The 18,774-nt window shown below is 58.3% G+C and carries 15 protein-coding genes; 10 read left to right on the top strand and 5 right to left on the bottom strand.

What is annotated here, in order from left to right; genetic code table 11:
* Positions 1–4: 4 nt before the first annotated feature.
* Both IB285_RS01905 and IB285_RS01900 read left to right on the top strand, forming a co-directional pair.
* On the top strand, positions 5–1,459 hold the full coding sequence (locus tag IB285_RS01905; RefSeq protein ID WP_190786581.1) for a GMC oxidoreductase: 1,455 nt from the start codon (positions 5–7) through the stop codon (positions 1,457–1,459).
* 7 nt (positions 1,460–1,466) lie between these two features.
* On the top strand, positions 1,467–1,889 hold the full coding sequence (locus IB285_RS01900; protein ID WP_190786580.1) for a hypothetical protein: 423 nt from the start codon (positions 1,467–1,469) through the stop codon (positions 1,887–1,889).
* On the opposite strand, the gene rfbF is transcribed toward IB285_RS01900, so the two are convergent.
* Positions 1,812–2,672 carry a glucose-1-phosphate cytidylyltransferase gene (gene rfbF, locus IB285_RS01895; protein WP_190786579.1) on the bottom strand — a complete coding sequence of 287 codons (861 nt, stop codon included), beginning with the start codon at positions 2,670–2,672 and terminating at the stop codon, positions 1,812–1,814. The two genes, IB285_RS01900 and rfbF, sit on opposite strands and share 78 nt — an antisense overlap.
* Positions 2,673–2,789: 117 nt before the next feature.
* Between rfbF and IB285_RS01890 the strand changes: the two genes are divergently transcribed.
* The gene (locus IB285_RS01890; protein WP_190786578.1) at positions 2,790–3,716 is read left to right on the top strand and encodes an NAD-dependent epimerase/dehydratase family protein; all 927 of its coding nucleotides are present in this window, start codon (positions 2,790–2,792) and stop codon (positions 3,714–3,716) included.
* Here the strand turns inward: IB285_RS01890 and IB285_RS01885 are convergent.
* Positions 3,713–5,992, bottom strand: coding sequence for an efflux RND transporter permease subunit (locus IB285_RS01885; protein ID WP_190786577.1), 2,280 nt, complete (start codon positions 5,990–5,992; stop codon positions 3,713–3,715). The two genes, IB285_RS01890 and IB285_RS01885, sit on opposite strands and share 4 nt — an antisense overlap.
* Before the next feature lie 198 nt (positions 5,993–6,190).
* Here IB285_RS01885 and IB285_RS01880 point away from each other — a divergent pair, with 198 nt between their 5' ends.
* Complete coding sequence (locus IB285_RS01880) at positions 6,191–6,733, top strand: hypothetical protein (RefSeq protein WP_234033034.1); 543 nt, start codon at positions 6,191–6,193, stop codon at positions 6,731–6,733.
* 51 nt (positions 6,734–6,784) lie between these two features.
* Here the strand turns inward: IB285_RS01880 and IB285_RS01875 are convergent, their stop codons facing one another.
* Complete coding sequence (locus IB285_RS01875) at positions 6,785–7,348, bottom strand: LuxR C-terminal-related transcriptional regulator (RefSeq protein ID WP_234033033.1); 564 nt, start codon at positions 7,346–7,348, stop codon at positions 6,785–6,787.
* Positions 7,349–7,785: 437 nt separating this feature from the next.
* On the opposite strand from IB285_RS01875, the gene IB285_RS01870 reads away from it, so the two are divergent.
* The 4 genes from IB285_RS01870 to IB285_RS01855 all read left to right on the top strand — a co-directional run bounded on the left by IB285_RS01870 (position 7,786) and on the right by IB285_RS01855 (position 12,383).
* Positions 7,786–8,286, top strand: coding sequence for a hypothetical protein (locus IB285_RS01870; RefSeq protein WP_190786574.1), 501 nt, complete (start codon positions 7,786–7,788; stop codon positions 8,284–8,286).
* Between the two features lie 138 nt (positions 8,287–8,424).
* A complete protein-coding gene (locus IB285_RS01865; RefSeq protein ID WP_234033032.1) occupies positions 8,425–9,099 on the top strand; it encodes a fimbrial biogenesis chaperone in 675 nt (224 codons plus the stop codon).
* Between the two features lie 7 nt (positions 9,100–9,106).
* Complete coding sequence (locus tag IB285_RS01860; protein ID WP_190786572.1) at positions 9,107–11,716, top strand: fimbria/pilus outer membrane usher protein; 2,610 nt, start codon at positions 9,107–9,109, stop codon at positions 11,714–11,716.
* A complete protein-coding gene (locus IB285_RS01855; protein WP_190786571.1) occupies positions 11,667–12,383 on the top strand; it encodes a hypothetical protein in 717 nt (238 codons plus the stop codon). The genes IB285_RS01860 and IB285_RS01855 overlap by 50 nt, the downstream gene beginning before the upstream one ends.
* A gap of 154 nt (positions 12,384–12,537) precedes the next feature.
* Here the strand turns inward: IB285_RS01855 and IB285_RS01850 are convergent, their stop codons facing one another.
* A complete protein-coding gene (locus tag IB285_RS01850) occupies positions 12,538–13,542 on the bottom strand; it encodes a DUF6607 family protein (RefSeq protein ID WP_190786570.1) in 1,005 nt (334 codons plus the stop codon).
* A 50-nt stretch (positions 13,543–13,592) separates the two neighbouring features.
* Entirely contained in the window at positions 13,593–15,752 is a 2,160-nt protein-coding gene (locus IB285_RS01845; protein WP_190786569.1) for a TonB-dependent receptor domain-containing protein, read from the bottom strand.
* Between the two features lie 209 nt (positions 15,753–15,961).
* Between IB285_RS01845 and IB285_RS01840 the strand changes: the two genes are divergently transcribed.
* On the top strand, positions 15,962–18,238 hold the full coding sequence (locus tag IB285_RS01840) for a M3 family metallopeptidase (RefSeq protein WP_234033031.1): 2,277 nt from the start codon (positions 15,962–15,964) through the stop codon (positions 18,236–18,238).
* Between the two features lie 166 nt (positions 18,239–18,404).
* Positions 18,405–18,773, top strand: coding sequence for a cupin domain-containing protein (locus IB285_RS01835; RefSeq protein ID WP_190786568.1), 369 nt, complete (start codon positions 18,405–18,407; stop codon positions 18,771–18,773).
* Position 18,774 lies beyond the last annotated feature (1 nt).

Raw genomic sequence — 18,774 nt, 5'->3', positions numbered from 1 at the left:
GATCATGAAATTTGTTTCGCCCGAACAAGCATCAGCGGAAACGGGATGGGACGTCGTAATCATCGGATCGGGATTCGGTTCGCTCTTCTTCCTCAAGCGCTATCTCGAAAAGCGTCCCGCCGACCGGATTTTGATCCTGGAGCGTGGTCGTAACAACTCGACCGAATGGCAGCTGGAAAATCGACTCAACTCGGACATTCCACCTGAAGAAACGTACATCCATGGCGAAGGCAGCGGGAAACCGTGGGATTTCACCATCGGCCTTGGCGGCAGTACCAATTGCTGGTGGGGGCTGACGCCGCGTATGCATCCGTCCGACTTCAAGGTCGGGACAAGCACCGGGAAAGGGGCCGACTGGCCGATCGATTACGACGATCTTGTCCCGTACTGGCAGGAGCTTGAACAGGTGATGCTGATCGCAGGTTCGAGCGATATCGGCAGGGTCTATCCCGGCACCGAGAATTATCCGCAGCCCGCACACCAATTGACCACTGCCGACGAGATCATGGTGCGAGAAGGCAACGGAAATCACTTTCCCATGCCCACCGCCAAGCTTTCTCGCTCCGTCGGCGCGCGCGGGCGGTGCTGTTCCACTGCAAAATGCAATCTGTGCCCGGTGGGCGCAAAATTCACAGCCTTCAACGCGATGCAAGATACGCTCAGCCATCCGTCGGTTTCGATCGCGGTTGGTTGCGAGGTAACCCACCTGGATGTCACCGGCGGCTCTGTTTCCGCGGTGAATTTCAAGCACGCCGGCCGAGAATACGCTGCCAAGAGCGATCTTTGCGTCCTCGGGGCGAACGCGATTCACTCACCTTTCATCTTCCAGCGATCCGGGATCGCAGGCCATGGGGTTGGCAGGTACCTGGGCGAGAAAATGCTTGCCGATGTCGAGGTCATGCTCGGCGGTCTTGATCACTTCGATGGCGGGACGGATTCCACGGCAATCAACGTCTCGATCCTTGAGGAGGGCCGCTCGGCCGAGTTCGCAAACTCGATCTATCTGGTGAAGAACAATCTGCTCCACGGTTTGCGGCTTGAGCCTGGAAGATGGCGCCAGACGCTTCCGATCACGCTCTATGTCGAAGATGTGTTCGACTATGAAAACGGCGTTTTCGATGACGGCAGCGACAAGCCGGTGGTGCGTTTCAACGGCTGGTCCGATTATGCCATGGCCGGTCTCGATCACGCGATAGCCCGCATTCCCGACATATTCGCGCCTCTGCCGATTGAGGACATTCTGGTTCACGGGATCAAGCCCACCCTCGGTCACATCCAGGGCTCCCTGCGGATGGGGTGGTCGATCGAAGACTCGGTTGTCGACGCTGGCATGATCGCACACGCCGCACGAAACCTGTGCGTGGTCGGAACGTCCGTTTTCCCGACGCCGGCTAGCGCTAACCCTACTCTAACCGCCGCGGCCTTGTCCTACCGCGCTGTCGATCAAATGCTGGGATGAGAGCATCATGAAGATATCGCGCCGACAGATGCTTTTGGGTGGGACCGCAACCGCAGCGATTGCGGGTATCGGCGGTATCCGTGTGTTCACTGGCGAGATCGAGCCCTTCATTGCAGGCTTTGTTCGGCATGCCCTGCCCGAAACCCGCTTCGCAGAGGGTTCGGCAGAGGATTTCGCCAAGGATTACCTTGCAAAAACTGAGGTCGAGCAGAGCAAGATCGATCAGCTCATGCGCGCCCAGCGCATTGTCGGTTATGACGGGCTCGATCTGCTGTTCGGCGGCAATTTAAGCTACGAAGGATTCAAACGCCGCGTCGCCACGATGTTTATGCTTGGGTCGGATTTCTTCAGCTTAGACGGCAGTCAGGATCCGGTTCGGTATGTCGGTACCGCCGATATTTGCGGCAACCCATTCGCGCGGCTGACCTGAAGGTTTTTCGTAGACCATCCGCCACGGGCAATCGGGCTGCGCCCAGACCTCTTCGAGATAACTCTTGTCCCGCAATGTATCCATGCATTGCCAGAAATCGTCGTGCCGGAATGCCGCCAACTGGTTCTGGTCGACGAGCTTGTCCATCGGCTCACGTTCCCAAACCGTCGAGTCCCCATCGATCAGGTCGAAAACTTCAGGCTCGCAAACGTAAAATCCACCATTAATGTGCCCGCCGTCGTCGAGCCCCTTTTCACGGAAGCCGGTGACCGAAACGCCGTCCTCGCTCATCCCGAGCGCACCGAAACGCCCAGGTTGGCGGACCGCCGTGACCGTTGCCCATTTGCCGTGCCTTCCATGATATTCGAGCAGTCGGTCGATCGGTACGTTCGACACACCATCGCCATAAGTGAGGCAGAACGGGCTGTCGCCGATCACCGAACGCGCACGTCCCACGCGCCCACCGGTCATCGAATCCGCCCCTGTGTCGATGAGGGTCACTTTCCAGTCTTCGTCCACGGGATTGTGAAAATTGACCTCTCCGCTGCCGAGATCGATCGTGAAGTCGCTGCCCAGGCTACGATAGTTTAGGAAGAAATCCTTGATATATTCGCCTTTATACCCGCAGCAGATTACGAAGTCTTTCAAGCCGAAATGGGCGTAATGCCGCATCACATGCCACAGTAACGGCTTACCCCCGATTTCGACCATTGGCTTCGGACGAACAGAGGTTTCCTCGCTTATACGTGTGCCAAGCCCTCCGGCGAGTATCACGACTTTCATTGCGCACTCCTTCGTCTAAACCACCTTGGCGCTCGCAAAACTGTAGAGGATCGGGGCTATCGTATCATTGGCGCATTCGGATTAGCTTGGATGGGCAAGGGAGGGGCTCAAGGAAGGATGGCGATTCGGAACGACCTCGTGATGGTGACGGGCGCGAGCGGCTTTATCGGACGGGCGCTCGTTGATCAGCTTCATCGGCAGGGTGCGGCAATTATCGCCCTGGGGAGTGCGCCGAAGGGTGCCCCTCTGGAGGGCGTCGAGTGGCGCAGTGTCGATCTGCTTGACGATGCCGCTGCGAGGACGCTTTTTGCAGAATACAGGCCGAACACCCTTATTCACGCCGCATGGGCTCGCGCGCAATCGGGAGGGCTGTGGCACCTCGAAGAAAACTGGACTTGGCGCGATGCAAGCCTACGATTGTTTCGCGAATTTTGGGATCAAACCGGTGGCCACATAGTGGCGTGCGGAACCTGCGCCGAATACGATCCGCCCGCAGATGGCAACTGTATCGAGGGAAGCACTCCGATCGCGCCTTCGTCCATTTACGGGCAGGCAAAAGCAGAACTCGCCGAAAAGGCATTCCGGGAGGCAGAGGAGGCGGGCGGCATGCTCACCTGGGCCCGGTTGTTCTATCTTTTCGGCCCGTACGAGGCTCCGGCGCGGCTGGTGCCTCAGATCATCGATAGTCTGCTCGCTGGCGAACCCGCGAAGACCGGAAGCGGCAAGGCGGTTCGTGATTTCGGCTTCACTCGCGACATTGCTGGCGCGCTCACCGCGCTCGCCGCCCATAGGTGCGCGGGCGCTTTCAACGTCGGAACCGGGACCGGAGTCTCGATCCGCTTGCTTGCGACGCGCATTGCAGCCCTTTGCGAAAAAGAGGATCTGCTGCGCATCGGCGCGCTGGCCGACAGGCCGGGCGAAGCACCGCGGATCGTGGCCGACGTTAATAAGGTAAGAGCAGCGACCGATTGGCTGCCGGACTATGATCTCGAGGCGGCGCTAAAAGAGACGATCAGGTGGCGGAGCCAGGAGCTTAACGCCTAACTGGCTGCGGATGCCAATCGCTTGCGCTCCAGCACGGCGAGCACTGGCAGCAATATGAAAAGGTCGGCAAGAAGTGCGAGCGTGAAAATCGCGATGCACATCCCGCCGAAGAAAATGACTGTCGGCATTTCACTGAGGAACGCGGACGAAATTCCGATGGAAAGCACCAGCGTGGTCGTCATCAGCGCGGGCGCGACATGCTTCATCACCGCAGGAACATCTGCAAACGTAAACGAGCGGCCCTTCTCGCGCCGGTTGATATCATAGCGATTGAGCACGTGAATGGTGTCGTCAACGGCCACCCCGAACGCAATCGACAAGGCGATCGCGCCGATGAACTGCAAATGCCAGCCGCTCACCATCAGCCACGCCCCGACCACGAGGACAGGGATAACGTTCGGCAACACTGCGGCCAAACCGAAACGCCACTGACCGAACCACAGAGCGATAAGGATCGGACACGCAAATGCGGCGATCAGGAAACTGATCGTCAGTTCCTTGATCATCTTGTCTGAAAGGACAGCTGCGAGTGCGGTAAGGCCGGTTATCGGCTCCGCCGACAGCGCCCCTAAATCGGCCTGGTCCAACCGCGCATTGATACCGTCCATCAATTCGCGGATTTGAGGCGAGGGTTGGTCGGCGACGCGGAAAGAGAGCTTGAACCCGTTCCCGGTCTCACCGATCAACTCGGTCTGCGCACGCTCGGGTAGCTTCTCAAGCATTTCCGCGACATCGTCCGCAGAGGCCCCCTGCCCTGCATCGCGCAATATCCGGCGCAGGCTGTGCAGTGAGTAGATCCGATTATTCGGGAAAGCAGCTTCGAGGTCCTCGTGCACCGACGCCAGCACATCCAGATTGGGCTCTGAGACAAGTGCCCCACCCTGCTCCTTCTGTCGCAGCACGATATCAAGCGACTGCGTCGGACTGCTAATCGCCTCCGCCCGCTCCAGAGCAAGCAGGATCGGATCGTCGTCATGCAGATATTCGTTAAAGCGATGGGTGGTCTGAACTGGCAGAAATGCAGCGAGCAACACCGCCGCCGCGACCACGCTGACACCCAACACCGTAAACTTGCGCCGAAGCAGCCACTGGGTCGTACGGCCGAACAGTTCGCTCCAGTATTTCTGCGGCAGGACTTGTCGTCTCAAGGCGCGTTCGATCGGACTTATGCGCCAGGTCAGCGTGAAGACGAGGGGATGGACGACAATCGCGGCAAACAGCGACATGCAAAGACCGACCACTGCCGCGAGTGAAAACACGCGAATGAGCTCCGAGTCCGAATAGGAAAGACCTGCCATCGCGATCATAGTGGTAAGACCCGTGAGAATGCAGGGCGATGCGATCGCTTGCATCATCCCGCGGATGGATTCGTTGCGCCCCGCCCCTTGCCTTGCAAATTTGCGCAGCTCGAATGTCATGTGGATGCAGTTGGCCATCGTGATCACGAGGATCAGGATCGAGATCGAATTTGTAAGCACATTCATTTCGAGACCAAGCCACCCCATCGCGCCCAGGGTGAGCAGGACAGCAAAGATTGGAGCAATCCCAGTGAGCAGTCCGACCACCAAGCTTCGGAAGAGAAACAGGGACGTGATAAGGCCGAGGAGCCCGCCAATTCCATTGAGTAGGCCCTGTTCGGCGATGATCCGGTTTACGATGGTATTAAGGATCGGCAGCGTCCCGGTCAGCTGGAAATTGAGACCCGCTTCGGGCGGGACCTGCGCAAACAATTCGCGAAACTCATCGATGATCGGCTGCACCTGCTTATCATCGACCCGCTGCTCCTCGACGGCGTAAACGAGAATGGTCTCGGTCCGCTCGGCATTGAGCATCGGCACAATCGTCCAGGGAGAATCCGCGACTTCGTCCAATGCGTCCGAAACGTCATCATAGGCCGATAGATCGCCCTCAATGACCGACTGAAACGACTCTGTTTCTGTGTCGTATTCCTGCATCGAGAAAATGGAATGTGCGAAGTCCACGCCGTCGATGAGCTGACCATCGAATACCAGATCCTGAAGCAGGGTAAGCTGCTCGCGATCGAAAGGCTGCTCCGACGTGACGAGCACCACGATTTCGCTATCGCTTTGCGGGTATTCGGCGGTGTGCTGCGTAAAGCGCGCATATTCATCGAACGAGGAAACAAAGATATCGCGGGCGCCGTCTTCGACCCGAATCTGACTCGCGCCTGCCAGCGAAACCACCAGGAGCCCCAAAACCAGCACAAGCAATGCTCTTTGCTGTCGGCAAATCGCGCCGACGAGATGCCCAATCATTTCGACCCGAGTAGCGATGATCTATCCGTCCTCGAGCGTGCCGAAAATTCGCAGCCGCGACAATTTGAATTCCCCCCGCGGCGCTGAGTGCCGCGATCCGATCAGCGAGATGTCTTGTGATGCCACTTAGGTAAAGCTAAGCTCTTTCGCCTAGGTTCCCGCAAAACTTCAATCCTCAACAGGCATAGTCGTACTCAGATGAAACGGAAACAGCTTTTCAGGGCAATTTACCTGTCTGCAGCATTTTTTGCGCCAATCGCGCTGCTGCTGCCGATGTCGGCCAATTCGCAGTCAGGAGCGGCAAGCAAAATACCCCTTTCCGAAATCGAAGGACAATGGCGAGGCGACGGCTGGGCAGTGCGCGAAGAGGGAGGGACGAAAGAGGGCGTCCGTTGCCGTATGAAGACCCGTTACCAATCGGGCTCACGAAGGCTCAATATCAGCGGTAAATGCGCTGCGACCAGCGGGACCTATACCCTGCTGGGGCATATCAAGGATTATCCGAGCACCGATCGCGTCACCGGGCGGTGGGTCAATCCCCGCGGCGTCGGGGTGGTCAACATCGCCGGTAATCGAAGCGGAAACCGACTGACCTTCTTCTATGAGGCGAAGGACAAGGAAACCAAGGAAAAGGTCCGCTACAAAACCGTTTGGGACCTAAGCGGTGATGGCTTTTCCCTGAGCACCGGAGTGGGCGGTGGCAGCAATGATGAGCTGGGCAAGATCACCTTCCGCCGCTGAACGCCTGCCTCACTCGGCGAAAACTCCCGCAGGGCAGATAGCCCAAGCTCTCTAAAGCCCCGCTCGTGCCGCCAACACAGCTGCCTGTGTCCGGTTACTGGCGTCGATCGCGGTGAGCAACCTGCGTATCATGCCCTTTACCTTGCTCTCATCGCACGCAAATCGGTTGGCGATATGTTTGTTAGTCGCCCCATCGGCCAGCATTTCGAGAATTTCCCACTGACCGCGATCGAGGTGCGCCTCATTCAACTTGTGCATCTCTCGCGACAGGCATTTGCAGCACGTGCCGCCAATGCAGACCGAGCTCGCTTTCGATGCGAGTTCGACAGCGTGATACATATCGTCCGATCCGATATCGAGGGGAACGCCAGAGATATCGCTGCGGATGGCGCGAAGGCGCTGGAAGGCTGAGCCCTGTTCAGACGAGCCGATAGTCAGCCAGCGGCTGAAACGGCGGGCGATAGCATCGACTTTATCCGATGATCGAAATGCGTCGCCCGGCGCCGCCTCTACAACTACCATGACATCGGGACTGCAATCGATGGGAACGTCACCAAAGCTGGATTCTGCGGCAAGAACGGTCACTCCGCGTTCCCGAAGATTGTCGGAAACCATGTCCAACAAGAAAGTGCTGTGGCAAACTATTGCCGCACTGGTTGACTTTGTCATCAAGATCCATCCCCGAAACGATTCTGTTTGCGCGATCGCCATACCGATTCGCGCTTTGTCACTGAAAACTAACCCTTCGTTATCTTTCGTCCAACGCGGATGACGTTTTAGTACTAAATTGACAATTTCGCAGAGCTTCACCGCCTTTGGATAGGTCGGCTACTCTTTAGTGTTGCGCGCTTGATCGAATTATTCCGAAGTCATCAAATTCGCAGATCGTGGATCTTTTGATCGGCCCTGCGGGCAAATGCCCACTTTTCTCAGTTCTCGAGAGGCTTAGGCTTCAGATCACGGGCGCCCCATCACAATTCGAAAATCAACCGATGGGCAGAATTCGTCTCTTCCGAGGCGATCGACCTGAACCAAGTTTTTGGAGAAGATACATGCGTACTATCAATAAAGCCCTTATCGCGGCCGCAATTCCGGCCATCGCCATTGCAGCTCCTGCACAGGCACAAGTTGGCGGCGGCCAGATTACTGGCGTCGTCCCGGCAGTCTGCGAAGTCCAGGATCTGTTCGCGTCCATCTCGTTCCCCGACATGAACGCTGGAACGACGCTCAGCGATGGCGTGACGCTTACGTGCAACGATGTCGATGGCGCGACCGTAACGCTCATCAGTTCTGAGGGCGGAATGGAAAGCGACGACAACGAAGACGAGGAAATCGAGTACCAAGCTACCCTTACCAGCGGTGTACTTGCTGCCCCTCTCGTCCTCGATACAACCGGCGCATTCAACAACGATGTATCGGCCAGCACCACTATCGCTGGTTCGCCTGACCTCGCAGCAGGCGCGGCTGGTACTCTGGAAATTGAACTGCTCGAATCTGCCAGCTGGGCAGGTGGCTATTCGGACACCATCACGGTGCAGCTGACCGCCTCGTGACCGGTGTGCCGCCGGCTCGGGGTACGCGGCCCAGCCGGCGGCATTTCCGACAATCCTTGTAATCAGCATGAAAGGTCAGCCATGCTTCATTTCAAATTCAAGCCGACGCTGTTGGTTGCTAGTTTAGCAGCAGCGATTATGGCGACGCCTGCCGCACAGGCCCAGCGTGTCGAACCGATGCGGTTCGAGTTGGAACCCTCGGGAAGCGGCACTCAGACCACCGTTTTGGTAACCAATACGCGGTCATTCCCGATTACGATCGAGGCGATTCCAAGCACTCTGACGATCGATGAGAACGGCGAAGAAACGCTCACTCCGGCTGAAGACGATTTTCTCATCTTCCCACCGCAAGCGGTGATCGCGCCCGGCAAGAGTCAGTCGATCCGTGTGCGATATATCGGCGACGGAGTGCTCGATCGAAGTCAGGCTTACCGTATCGGCATCAATCAACTTCCAATCGATATGCGCCAAGAAAGCGAGACCGGTGTATCCGTAACGGTCAATTTCGCTACGCTCGTCAATGTGGTCCCGTCAGGCTCCCGAAATGATCTTTCAGTTACCGAAATCGTAACAGCCGAGGATGGGAACTGGCGCTTGCGCATAAGCAACGATGGCAACCGCTATGCGCGATTGTCCGATTTCGACATTCGCCTCACCCAAGGCGGGCAGTCAGCGCAGATCGACAATCGCGAGACTCAAAGGTTGTTCGACAAGAATCTCGTCCTGCCCGGAAACCAGCTCTACGTGACCATGCCTGCACAGGATGGCTTTGATCCTAGTGAGACGACGATAACGCTGGTCGAATCGTCGTGATCAGACGATGTCACTCGATTCTGCGATCCTTGCAACGGCGCTGATCTCGACGAGCCAAGGCGGCGGCGACGCTGAGTTCAGTCCCGACGATTTACGAGCGCACAAGGCCGTTGCGCTTGACCTTCCCGTCTCGCTCGACGGAATTTTGCTCGGCGAAGTCGTAGCGAAAATCAGGGGGACGGAGGTATCCGTCCGCCCGGAAGATATCCTCGCGCTGTTCGACGGAGAGATCGATCAGGCGACGGTCGACAGTGTGCTCGCATCGGAGGTCAGCGCTGAGGGCTTCGCCACTCTGCAAGCTCTCGCCGCGGCCGGCCTCATCATTGAGTACGTCCCTGAAAGCCTATCCTTGACAGTCGAATTGGCAATAGCGCAGCGAGGTGTGCGTCAGGTCAGCCTTAGAAACACGGTATCGCTCGACCCGGAGTCTGCTCTTCAACCGGCTGGCTTTTCTGCCGGTATCACTGCGATCAACCGGGTTGCCCATGTCCATCAACAGCCGCGCATCGGTTCAGAGTTCGAGCCCTTTCGTTCGGACGTATTCGGCTTCGTCAATGTTGGCGGTTTCGATGGCTGGACGCTCGCGTGGGAAGCAAATATCGAAACGGGGCGCGACGACCTTTTCGAGCGCCGCGATGTCGCGCTGATCAAGGACGATTTCGAAAACGCCACCCGGCTGACCATCGGCGATTTTCGGACGCAGCCATTTACTAACCTGCAAAGATCCGTCGATTTCGTCGGCGTCAGCTTCCGCCGCGCTTATGAGGAAATTCAGCCCTTTAGAGTGCTTCGCCCGAGTGGCCGCCAGTCCTTTACATTGGAGCGGCCGGCCCGCGTCACGGTCGAGGTCGACGGTCTTATCGCATTCGATCAGCAATTGCCGCCGGGCGCGTACGATCTCAGTGACTTTCCCTTTTCGACCGGATCGAACAGTGCGGTGATCATTGTCGATGATGGTGCCGGTCCGCCACAGGTCACGAGCTTTTCAGCGTTCATCGATAATGAGCTGCTTGGAGAAGGACTCAGCCGGTTCGATCTGAGCCTGGGCCTACTCAGTTACGGCGCAACAGCCTCTCCAAGGTATTCGGATGATCCGGCCCTTTCTGCCAGTTACGAGGTCGGTGTAACGACCAGCCTGACACTTGGCGCCCACATAGAAGCCTCCTTTGACCTTATCCAGGTCAGAGGAAGCGTCGCCATCGCGACCGAGGTGGGGATTGTATCGGGAGAGACGAGCGTCTCGCAATCGTCCGATGGCTGGGGCGCATCGGCCGCCATCCAGTATCGCAATGAGTTCGAAACGGGCGCCCTGCATCACACCGTCGCTGCGCAAGTGATCTGGCGCAACGAGCATTTGCAATCTCTTGCCGGGCCCGAGGTCCGGGAGCTTTCTGTCGATCTGCGCTGGCTTGTTCAGGCGGAGAATGTCCAGTTCAGCGCCGATGCATCGCATCGCCGCGTTCATGGGCAACGGACACGCTCGCTGGCGTTAGGCGCGACGTGGCGAATGATGCGCGCCAACTTCAATGCACGCGGACAGGTCGTTCAGCGCGAAGGCCAATCCGATGATTATCGCGCGACCCTATCCGTCTCGATCCCTCTCGGGAGAAGGTCGAGAGCTCGCGCACGGTTCGGCACGGACGGCGATGCCAGGCTGGAATATCAGCGCTTCGGCGGCTTCTCGGTCGGCGAAAGCCAGTTCCGCGCACAGATTTCGCGGGACCGTGATGGCTTTTTCGAGGGCAGCGGCCAGATCCGTCACATCAGCAACCGGGCTGAATTGCAATTCGACCACCAGACCCGCGAAACACCGCTTGGCACGTCGTCGCGTTCAGAAATCACAGCAGCGATCGGCATCGGATTTGCCGAGGGCGCGGTGCAGTTCGGGCGGCCCTTCGATTCCGGTTTTGTCATCGTCAAGCGGCATGAGAACATCAGCGACCGCCGCGCATCGCTGGATGAAAACGGGATCGGCGAAGCGGCACACAGCGATCCATTCGGCGCGGCATTCATACCGCTGCGGGCTGGCTATTCCAACTATGCCTTCACGGTGCAAGTGGATGATCTGGAGCCCGGCTACGACCTCGGGATCGACCGGGTCGAAGTGCTGCCGCCGTTCAGGGCCGGTTACCGCGTCGATATTGGCAGCGAGATTCGCGCGACAGTCCTGGCGCGGCTTATCTTGCCGAATGAAGAGCGGGTGAGCCTTGCTACCGGCACGATATACACCGCCGATGGCAATACCGAGGTCGCGCGGTTCTTCACCAACCGGACCGGCCGGCTGGTTGTCGAAAACCTTGAGCCTGGAACCTACCGGATCAGGATCGACGGATCGAGCAACCTTTCAGCGGAAATCACAATCGCCGAAGATGAAACCGGCATCGTCCAGAAGGGCGAAATCAAACTGGAGCCTTTCGACAATGAAGCTATTTCGAACATGCGCAGCGATAGCGACCGCACAAGTGCTCTTTCCGACGCTTCTGTCCGCTCAACCGATCCTCGAGATCGAGCAGCCCGTCGCAACCGTCTTCAAGCCATTTCAACCTCTGCCGGAAGGCGAGGTGACCATGATCCGGATCATTGCACCACCGGACAGCGATTTCGACGGCGAACTTGAAATAACACCGACGGATGCGGCCGAATTCACGTGGCCATGCACCACTCCGATCGATGCACGGCTTAACGGAAATCTGCTGGTGCGCAGAGCAGCCAGCTACGTAACCGAAATATCGCTCTCTGCTGACGAGGAGCTTTACCTGACGCTTCGCTGGCGACCGGAAGAGCGCGCATTTGCAGAACCTGGTCGGTGCGACATGCTGATAGACGTAAAGTTACTCGATAACCTGGGCACGGTCTTGGATGAGCAGATAGAAGTCCCGATCGCGCTACAGGTCCTTACCGACACGGCATTGTCGATCGCCGGCACTTCGGGCACGACCAATGCCGATCGAACGTTCGCCTTCATCGATTTCGGCGAGCTTGAGACCGGCGAGCAGGCGTTCATCCTCTTCAACGCTCAAGCCAATACGGACGTCGATTTCACAATCCAGTCCGAAAACGGCGGAGCGTTGGTTTCTCAGGATCAGGCCGAGCACCGGATCGAATATTTCGCCACCTTCGACGGTGAACCCCTCGCCCTCGCTTCCGACCAGGTGGTCAGGCGACGCCCCGAGGCGAATCTTCAGGGCTCGCAGTACCGGCTGGACATCCGGGTCGGCGACGTTACCGGCGCGTTCTCCGGCACATATCAGGACAACATTACCGTAGAGATGATCGCGCAGTGATTGCGGGCACGCGTATCTGTGGCAGCTAACGGTTGATGCCGCAGGTAGGTGAGCTTGCGAGGGCAAGGCGACGGGGGCTTAAGGCCGCCGAAACCGGTTCGTGTTCGGCGACAGGCAAACCCCGTCAGGCCTCCTACGCGCCCTTCCGGCTCAGTCACCCACCACTGCGCGATGTGCCTTCGTCGATTAATGCGACAGCCTTTGCACTGGCGGCCTCGACCGTGGTGTCTCCTGTTTTGATCGCGTCGGCGAGTTTCAGCAGTTCACCCGCGATTGACGTGCCAACATCGGCCTCCTGTGCGATTGCGATACCACCAGATTCCGTCGCCACCTGATCCCACTTCCGGCGGATCGCCGCCCAGTATTCATGGGTCTTGTCCCAATAGGTTTCGGCGGCTGCGACGTTGTAATCATCATAGCGTTCATACGTGTTGAGCACGTATTCCTGAACGACCGGCACCAATTCTCCGCTCCCTTGGGCGGACGGCATCATCTTGGTGTTGTCCTGCCAGTGAATCCAGCCGGTCGGGGTCATCTGGTGGCGGTTTATGCCGACATAGCGATCGTAAATCGGATCGCGCACCGCGTCGCGGCGAGCCAGCGGGCGGGTCGTCCAGTTCGACCGCCAGCGCTTCACACCATTGGTCGTCTGCCACTGTCCCCAACCGGCATAGCGTGGACTGTCGTCGACCTGGTAGACAGTCTGTGACCATCGCCCTGCCCTCATCGGTTCGGGCACATCGACCAGCTTCCAGCTGTCGCCGCCTTGATAGGTCAGGATCTGCTCTGGCTCATACTCCCAATCCTGGCGCCAGTGCTTGACCACATAAGGATTGTCGTTCGTGCCAGTCACGAGGAGGTGCTGAAGCACGATCTTCGTGCCGGTATCCTCGATGACCCGAACGGATTCGTACCCGCTGGTGACCTTCCGATCGATCGGCTCATACCCGTCTTTCCAAGCGGTGGATTCCTGCATGTCGAAAACGACGGCGAAGTCTCCTGCCATCGACAGAATGGTCTGACGGTCGGCTTCGAATGCCGCCTCTTCCGCCGCTGCGCTGCGTTCGATCGGATCATCAGCCAGCGCCGGGGTCGGGGTGGCTGCAAGCGCCAGCGCAGCAAGCCCGGCCGCGAGGATGGATTTGCTATTTATGTACATAGGGGACTCCCATTGAATGATATGCGAATGATACTCATGTGCAGTTGTGATTAAAAGCCCTTCGACCAAGTGAGGGCTGCCTTCAAGTTCCGGCCTGGCTGAAAGACGCCGGCATTCACTACCTCGAAATCGGCATCGCCGACATTGTCGATCCCCAAGTCCACGCGAAAGTCGCGCAGCGGTCCGTTCTCTGGTTCGTAGACGAGGTAAAACTCGCTAACGAAGTAATCGTCCCGCACATCCTGCGGCTCGTTCACCTCATCGAATTCGGTCGCGTAGGTCAGACGCGTACCGATGCGCAGTCCGGTTTCACCCAGGCGCGCGCCGAGGTCGACAAAGAGGATGTCGGGCTGAATGAGCCCTTCCAAGAATTCGCCCGTATCGATATCCAACCCGTCGATCGTGGAGAAGTGACCGCGAGCATAGAATATCTCGGATTCGTACCCGAACTCGATCTCTATCCCGTCAATCTCGGCCGCGGTGATGTTGACGTTCTGGCTCGTGTTTCCGAACTCGGCCCCTGAACCGCATGGAGGTACGAAGGGGCTGGCAACGAAGCAGCCTGCTGGTGTGTTCACATCGAGCCCAATCAGGTTATCGACGTCGCTATTGTAGTACGATCCCTTCACCCACAAACGGTCGCCGCGCTGGATCAGGTCATCGAAATCGAGGCCTGCTCCGATTTCCCAGGTTTCGGATTCCTCCGCCTGGAGATCGGGATTGCCGATAAACAAATTGCTCACAAATACGGGCCCGCGCGGCCCCGGAGGGGCGGACAGGTTCGGGATCACGAAGTGGGTGCCATCAGCAAAAGCTTCGTTGAAGGACGGTGCGCGGAAGCCCAGCGCGTAGTTCCCGAATATGAGCAGCTCCGGTATCGGTTTGTAGGATGCGCCGATCTTGGGTGAGAACTCTTCGTCATCGATCCCGAAGCTCTCGTCTGTGGCGCTCGATTCAAACGAGTCCCAGCGGATGCCCGGGATGACGCTGAGATAGCCAGGCAGACCGAATGGCGTATCAAGCTCGAATTCTGCCTGGATGAACAAGCCCACAAAATCCGTTTCGGCATCCGGCACGCCGCCCCGTGTCATGTCGCTGGTAGCGGTGTCGAGCCCACGCTGTTCGTCGCGGTAGTATTCTCCGCCATAGGTCAGCGTCAGCGAACTGGCCTCGCCGAGCGTGAACCTTGAACGGTTATCGATGAGAATGCCGAACGTTTCGACCTCGCGGTCGGTAATCCGCGGATCATCGACCTCATCTTCTTCCACGGCATTGCGGCTGTAATACCCGACAATATTGAGATCGAGCGCATCGCTGGTCGGGTTCCAGTTGAGCCCCAGCTGTGCGGTGTCGTTTCGGGCGTCTCGGAATACGAGATCATTGTCAGGCCCTGCCAGGTTATTTCCTTGAGGGTTCTGAGGATCGGTCGAATCCCCTTCGAACCGGGAATAGGATGCTGTGATCTCCAGGCTGCTCGTCGGTCGAGCTGTCAGCTTGAGCAGCGAAGAGGTGATCGCGTCATCGGCGGGCAGCAGCGCGCCATTGCCAAGCTCGATATCGCCGGAATCGCGGTAGGTGATATGGCCGAGCGCATCCCACACTCCGTCCGAGGATTGTCCAGCGACGGTGCCGCCAACGCGGAATTCATCGTTCACCGATTGGTACCCAGATGTGAGCCGTACCGCGAAGCGCTCGCCTTCCCCGAGCATGTCTTCTGCTGTGATTGTGCGGGTCGCGATCACGCCGCCCAGCGCGCCCGATCCATAGAGAGCGGAGCTTGGCCCGCGCACCACTTCGACCGTTTGCACGAGTTCGGGATCGATGAAAAACCGCCCATCATGCCCGGAAACGAAGCTCTGGCGCGCACCGTCCTGAAAGATCAGGATGGCATTGCCGGACAGGCCGCGAATGCTGGGCACATCGCCGGTGCGGCGGGGGCCGGAATCGAACGTCGTCCCGGGGATGGCAGCAAAGACGTCCTGCAAGGTCGATGCATTGAAATCGTCGATGATGTCGCGATCGATTACGGTGACCTGGCCTGGATACTCAAAGCTCAGCGTAGCGTTCCGTGTGGCAACCACTGTGATCTGGCCGCCATTTTCGGCGGCTGCGTCCGATCCATCGTCTTCACTCGCCGATGCGAGCGCGGGATAATACGCCAGCGCCGCACATGAAAGCGCGGCACCGTATTTCATTGGTTGAAGGGGCATCGAGTCTTCCTGCTAATGCGACTGACTCTCATTACTATTTAGAGGCTCGATGTTCGTCAAGCGATCATTGCTGAGCATTGCCGCGAAAAAGCTCGCACTTGAAATTGGCGCTCATCCCATGTTCAAGCCCGCCCATCGATAAACAGAAAGCCACCAATTGTTTGCAGGCCCTTCTAAGGGGCCATCATTTTGAACACGGAAGAAACCCAATGACCGCCGCGAAACTGCCATCTATCCTTATGTCCAGCACCGCACTCGCCCTGCTTGCGGGCTGCGCGACCTACACCAATGGAGCCGATGTGGACCCGATCACCGCAGCCGAAGCCGCCCAGGATTACGCGCCCGACATTCCTGAAGGCACCGGCTATTTCGCCAGCGAAAGCAGGCTGCCGTTTCATGCGCCGGATTTCACCCAGATTTCCGAGGACGATTACCTTCCGGCATTCGAACAGGGAATGGCCATCCAGACGGCGGAAGTTGCAGCCATTACGGGCAACCCTGCCGCGCCGGATTTTGAAAATACCATCGTGGCGCTCGAACGCTCTGGCGCCATGCTTAGCCGGGTCGCCAGCGTCTTCTTCCAGCTTACCGGAACGAACACGACCGACCGTCTCGATGCGATCAATACGGAAATCAGTCCGCGCCTGTCCGCACACAGCGACAGCATCACTCTGAATCCGGAGCTCTTTGCGCGTGTGAAGGCGGTCTACGACAACCGCGCCGCCATGGCGATGACAGTGGAAGATGCACGGCTGCTCGAAAACACATATGACAGCATGGTTCATGCCGGCGCGCTGCTTAGCGATGCGGAGCGCGAACAGGTCAAGGTGATCAACACCGAGCTTTCGACGCTCACCACCGAATTCGGCCAGCTCGCGCGCGATGCAATGGCCGATCAGCCTCTGATCGTCGACACGCGAGAAGAGCTGGCAGGCTTGTCGGATTCCGATATTCAGGCGGCGGCCGATCTCGCTGCGGAAAAGGGGTTTCCCGGAAAGTTCGCGATCGCGCTCCAGAACACGACCCAGCAGCCGCTGCTGCCGGTGCTGGAAAACCGCGAAACCCGCGAAAAACTGTTTCGCCTCAGCCATGACCGCGCCGACGGCACCAGGGCGGTCGATACCCGCGACCTGATTGCGCGGATAGCGCTGCTGCGCGCGCAGAAGGCGGCGCTGTTCGGGAAGCCCGATTGGGCGAGCTACACCATGTATGACCGCATGGCGAAAGAGCCGAAGACCGCGCTCGATTTCATAGAGCAGATGGTACCTGCGCTGGCCGCGACCCAGCGCCGCGAGGCGGAATTGCTGAACGCTGCAATCCGCGCAGATGGCGGCGATTTCACGGTTCAGCCCTGGGATTGGTACAGATACGCCAACCGCATCAAGGCCGAACAGTTCAGCCTCGATGAGGATGCCGTGATGGAATACTTCCAGCTGGACCGGGTCCTCGAAGACGGCATCTTTTTCATGGCGAAGGAGCTTTACGGCCTTACCTTCGAACGCCGGGACGACATCCCCGTCTATCATCCGGACGTCTGGATCTACACCGTGTTCGAGGAAGATGGATCGGAGCTCGGCCTTTTCTATTTCGACCCGTTCCAGCGACCGTCGAAGCGCGGCGGTGCGTGGATGGGTAACTTTGTCGACCAGAGCGACCTGACCGGCAACAAGCCTGTGATCTACAATGTCCTCAATGTACCGAAAGCGCCTGCCGGTGAACCGCAACTGGTCAGTTTCGACTGGGTCAACACGGCGTTTCATGAATTCGGCCATGCGGCGCACGGGCTCTTTGCCGACCAGCGCTATGAAAGCCTGTCGGGAACAGCCACGGCGCGCGATTTCGTCGAATATCCGAGCCAGGTGCACGAGATGTGGGCGACATGGCCTTCGATCCTGTCGAACCATGCCAAGCATTATGAGACCGGCGAAACCATCCCTGCAGAAATGATCGAGCGCATCGAAGCGGCGGCCAAATTCAATCAGGGCTACGATTTCGGCGAAGTGGTGGAAGCGGCCTTGCTCGATATGAAATGGCATGCGCTCAGCCCCGACGAAGCGAGCGCGTTGGTTGGTGACCCAGCCGCCGTAGACGCGTTCGAGCGCCGCTCGCTGACCGATCTTGGGCTGGAAATCGAGCTTGTGCCGCCGCGCTATCGCAGCACATACTTCAACCACATCTTCTCATCGCCCGCTGGCTATTCGGCCGGATATTACAGCTATCTGTGGACCGAGATGCTCGACCGTGACAGCCGCAAATGGTTCCGCGAAAATGGCGGACTGACGCGGGCGAACGGCGAGCACTACCGTCAGACCGTGCTCAGCCGCGGCGGGACGCTCGATTATTTCGACATGTTCGAAAACTTCGCCGGACGTCAGCCTGACATCCAGCCGATGCTCGAGGCACGGGGGCTTGTCGGCGGCGATGAAGCAGCCGATAGCGAAGTGTCCGATGGAGCCTTGCCGCCGAGTGCGGTCGGCGAAGAGTAACCGGGCACTGAGGCACCGGCCATCCGGTGCCTCACATCTGCCGTATCCGGCGCTTCTTGTGGTATAGATAGCTGGTGATCGAAGTCCGACGATATGCTTCGCCTAACTTCAGGGAGTGCAGTCCAATGCGTTGTGCCGATACAATCTGCCGTGTGATGGCAAGCTGATGGCGAACAAGACACCGCACAAGGTGGCCCTGCAAGATAAATTCGCGCTGTTTTCCGACCAATGGGCGCCGCGCCTTGCAGCTCGTTACAATGGTAACGAAGTCCGTCTCGCCAAGGTCGAGGGTGAATTTCACTGGCATCACCACCCGGACACGGATGAGCTCTTTTTCGTTATCGAGGGCGATCTCGAGATGGAGTTTCGGGACCGGACCGAGCATATGACGGCAGGCGATCTGATTGTCGTACCGCGCGGCGTCGAGCATCGTCCCTGCGCTAGGGCAGGCGAAGTAAAGCTGCTGATCATGGACGCAGACGGCACGCCCAACACAGGCGACGAGGAAACCGCCTTCAAGCCGATAGAGGTCTGAC

The sequence above is a fragment of the Erythrobacter rubeus genome (assembly GCF_014705715.1).
Classification (GTDB): domain Bacteria; phylum Pseudomonadota; class Alphaproteobacteria; order Sphingomonadales; family Sphingomonadaceae; genus Erythrobacter; species Erythrobacter rubeus.
Note: the sequence above shows the minus strand (reverse complement) of the source record. Positions and strands in the feature narration are given on the sequence as shown.